Here is a 4089-nt window from a genome sequence, read left to right on the forward strand (position 1 = left end):
GGATAATTCAGAATTGATTGAAAGTCCTTATTTAAGTTCTCCTGAAAAACAATTATTAAACAGTTATCGTTGTAAAAACGTATCAGAAAGTGATCTAAGAGACGCTTTATATAATTTAAGTCTTTTTCTGGAAAAACATTATCATCAAAAAGTCATTATCTTAATTGATGAATACGATGTACCGCTTCAAAGTGCCTTTAATCATGGTTACTATGATGAAATGGTCAGCTTTTTAAAAAGTGTCTTATCAGCAGGTTTAAAAACCAATGATGCTTTAGAAAGAGGTATTCTTACCGGCTGTTTAAGAATAGCCAAAGAAAGTATCTTTACCGGTCTTAATAATTTTACAGTTAGAACGATCAGCGACAAGGAAGCAAGTGAGTATTTTGGTTTTACGCAAAAAGAAATCGATGATTTATTAAACTATTATAATTTGATAAGTAAACGTCAGGATATGAAAGATTGGTATGACGGATATCTGTTTGGTAGAACAGATATCTATAATCCCTGGAGTGTATTGAATTATATTAAAAAGGTACTTGTAGACGACCAGTATGAAGCAATGTCTTTCTGGGCCAATACCAGCAGTAATGATTTAGTTAGACAGTATATCAAAAATGGAACACTAAAAATGAAGGAAGAATTTGAAGAACTGATCAATGGTAAAAGCATCATCAAGAAAGTTACACCGGAACTTACTTATCGGGAAATGGATTTTAAAACTCCAGGAAAGATGAATGATGATATCTACAGTTTCTTACTGTATACCGGATATTTAAAAATCAAGGATAAGGTTTATGATCCAGAAAGCAAAGAATTAGTGCAAAATACTTATGAATTAATTATTCCTAATAAAGAAGTCAAATACATCTATGAAGATATCTTTATGAAATGGTTTGAAGGATACCAGAAGGAAAGAAGAAGTGACTTTATTGAATTGTTGCTTGAAAGAAAAGAAAAAGAAGCTCAGAAAGTATTAAACAAAGTCTTAAAAAACAGTATCAGCTATTATGATAACTACGAGTCATTTTATCATGGCTTTATGGTCGGTTTTTTAAACGTGGATGGTTATGATGTGAAGTCAAATCGAGAAAGCGGTGATGGAAGATTTGATTTGGCGATGCTGCCAATGGAGATTGATGACGAAGCAATTGTCATTGAATGCAAGCATTCAAATAGTATTAAAGAATTAAGAAAAGATAGCAGTAAGGCAAGTGAACAAATCATCGATCAAAAATATATCGAAGGATTAGAAGATGAAGGATATGAAAATGTAATTGGTTATGGAATATCTTTTTATAAGAAACAGTGTATTATTACTAAAGCATAATAATTATTTAGACAGTCTATCTCAAAATGGATTGTCTTTTTTAAGATTACAAAAATGTTAGATTGGAAGTAAAACTGTTAGTTATTCGTTAGGATTTTAATTTAGATAAATTGTAAAATGAAGGTGTAATGAAGGAGGAGTTTTAATGAAAAAGGTTGTTGAAATAAAGAATCTTACTAAAAGTTTTGGTGGTAAGGATTATACTACTAAGGTATTGAAAAATATCAATATGGATATTTACGAAAATGATTTTATTGCAATCATGGGACCATCGGGAGCTGGAAAATCAACTTTTTTAAATTTGATTTCAACTTTAGATACACCGACTCATGGACAAATTATTATTGATGGTGAAGATATTACTAATGTAAGTAATAAACGTTTATCAAAGATTAGACAAGAAAAAATCGGATTTATTTTTCAAGATTATAATTTGTTAGATAATATGACCTTACAAGATAACATTGCTTTACCGCTTAGCTTAAATGGAGTAAAAAGTGTTGAAATAGTAAAACGAGTAAAACTCATGGCGCATTTATTTGGATTAAGTAGTCATTTAAACAAATACCCTTATCAATTATCTGGCGGTCAAAAACAGCGTGGTGCTAGCGCTCGGGCTTTAATTACCAATCCAAGAATAATCTTTGCTGATGAACCAACTGGAGCTCTTGATAGCCGATCAAGTAAAGATTTATTAGTATCACTAAAAAATGCTAATGAACAAAATAATGCTACAATTTTAATGGTTACTCATGATGCTTATAGTGCCAGTTGGGCAAAACAGGTTTACATGTTAGAAGATGGAATGATTAAATGTCGTTTAAATCATAGTGGCAGTCAAGAACAGTTTTATGATGAAATTTTAAGTTTATTAGCTTCAAGTAGGAGTGATTTATCATGAGTTTATCTAAACTAGCATATTCTAATTTTAAGCGCAGTATTAAAAATTATTTATCATTAATTATTTCATTATCATTTTCAATCTTTGTTTTCTTTAATTTTCAAAATATTGCTTATTCTAAAGCAATGGATGTTTTAAAAGATAAAAATAGTGATTATATAACTACGATCATTCAAGTTATTTCGATTGTTTTTATCATCTTTGTCTTTTTCTTTATTTGGTATGCTACTAATGTCTTTTTAAACCAGCGCAAAAAAGAAATTGGAATCTTTATTTTCATGGGATTAGATAATAGTAAGATTGGTAAAATGTATGTTATTGAAATTTCACTAGTAGCTTTATTGTCATTAGTGATTGGAATTGGTAGTGGGGTTGTTTTTTCAAAACTGTTTACTATGTTATTATTAGCGATTTCTGATTTAAGTGTTGATGTTTCGTTTCAATTAAGTATCGCTCCATTTTTAATTACGATTATTTTGTTTGCAGTTATTTTTATCATGATGATCGTCAAAGGATATCTAAATATTGTAAAAAGCAGTGTTGTTGAATTATTAGCTGCTATTAAACAAAATGAAATGAAAAGAGTCAAAGGGGTATTTGCTTTGCTTAAAGCATTAATTGGTTTATTTTTATTACTTGGAGGTTATTACTTTGCCTTACAGGTTGGAGATATGTCATCATTTATGTATATCTTTTATGCTGTTATCTTAGTAATAGTTGGAATTTATTTTCTTTATGATGCTTTGATCCCTTATTTAATATCAAAGCTAAGTCAAAGTAAAAAATATTTATATCAAAAACAACGAATCATCTGGATCAATAATTTGGCTTTTCGGTTAAAAAAGAATTATCGAACTTATGCTATTGTTACTATTTTAATGATTTGTTCAGTAACTGTTTTAGCTACTGCTTTTGCGATGAAACAGCGTTATGATAATATTGATCATTTTAGAAGTACTTATACCTATACAATCATGGCTAATCATAGTTTAAACCAGACTGAATTGAATCAAGGTATTAGTACTACTAACGAAATTAAATATTATAATGATTATCAAATGCTTTCATTAGATAGTAATAGTGTTAAAAGCAAATACACTTATGTTAATTATGGAATCATCGCTTATAGTCAGTTAGAACAAATGGCTAAAGCAGCCAAGATTGATTTTGATTTACCTAAATTAACTAATGATCAGGCAATCCAATTAACCAGACTATATTTATTAGATATTTCTGATCCCGAAACTAATCCAAGTGTTACTATTAATAATCATGATTACCAGATTGTAGCAGAAACTAATACATCATATTTAGGTATAGTTCAAGAAAACATTAATATGTATGTCGTTAGTGATGAAACTTATGAACAATTAAAAACAACCAGTAATGAATATTATATCTATAATTATAAAATTAAAGATATTGATAATTACCAGACATCTTTTGCTTTTCTTGATGGGATATCAGTAGAAGATAATAATAATTTAGTTAGCTATATAGCAGTAGATCCTAATAATAGGGATATTTCCTGGGTTAGGGTTTTATATTCAATTTGTGTCTTTCTTTTTGTCGTATTTATTTTAGCTAGTGGCAGTATCATCTTTATGAAAGTAAGCAATGAGGCTTATGAAGATCGTGATCGTTATTTAATTTTAAGAAAGCTTGGAATTAGCGAACGCCAAATCATAAAATCAATTCGTAATGAAATTCGTTTTGCTTACTATTGCCCGTTTGTCTTAATGGCAATTTCATCATACTTTTCCGTTCATGCCCTAGCAAATACAATGAAAACGGAATTGTATTTAATTAATATTATTAGTGTTATAGTAATTTTAGTTATTTTCTATTTTGCTTATCA

The 4089-nt window shown here is 28.9% G+C and carries 3 protein-coding genes; all 3 read left to right on the forward strand.

Annotation, left to right across the window (positions count from 1 at the left end; all coding sequences use genetic code 11):
• Positions 1-1330 (forward strand): AAA family ATPase (locus J7M77_RS07100; protein WP_296877140.1); only part of this gene is annotated, 1330 nt, incomplete at its 5' end.
• 145 nt (positions 1331-1475) lie between these two features.
• Entirely contained in the window at positions 1476-2231 is a 756-nt protein-coding gene (locus tag J7M77_RS07105) for an ABC transporter ATP-binding protein (RefSeq protein ID WP_296877141.1), read from the forward strand.
• Positions 2228-4089 (forward strand): FtsX-like permease family protein (locus J7M77_RS07110; protein ID WP_296877142.1); only part of this gene is annotated, 1862 nt, incomplete at its 3' end. The genes J7M77_RS07105 and J7M77_RS07110, both read left to right, overlap by 4 nt.

This window comes from Thomasclavelia sp. (genome assembly GCF_017889095.1).
Classification (GTDB): Bacteria; Bacillota_I; Bacilli_A; order Erysipelotrichales; family Coprobacillaceae; genus Thomasclavelia.

Excerpts from the sequence above, each read along its gene's own strand:
- J7M77_RS07105 (WP_296877141.1), top strand. The coding sequence starts at position 1,476 with ATGAAAAAGGTTGTTGAAATAAAGAATCTTACTAAAAGTTTTGGTGGT.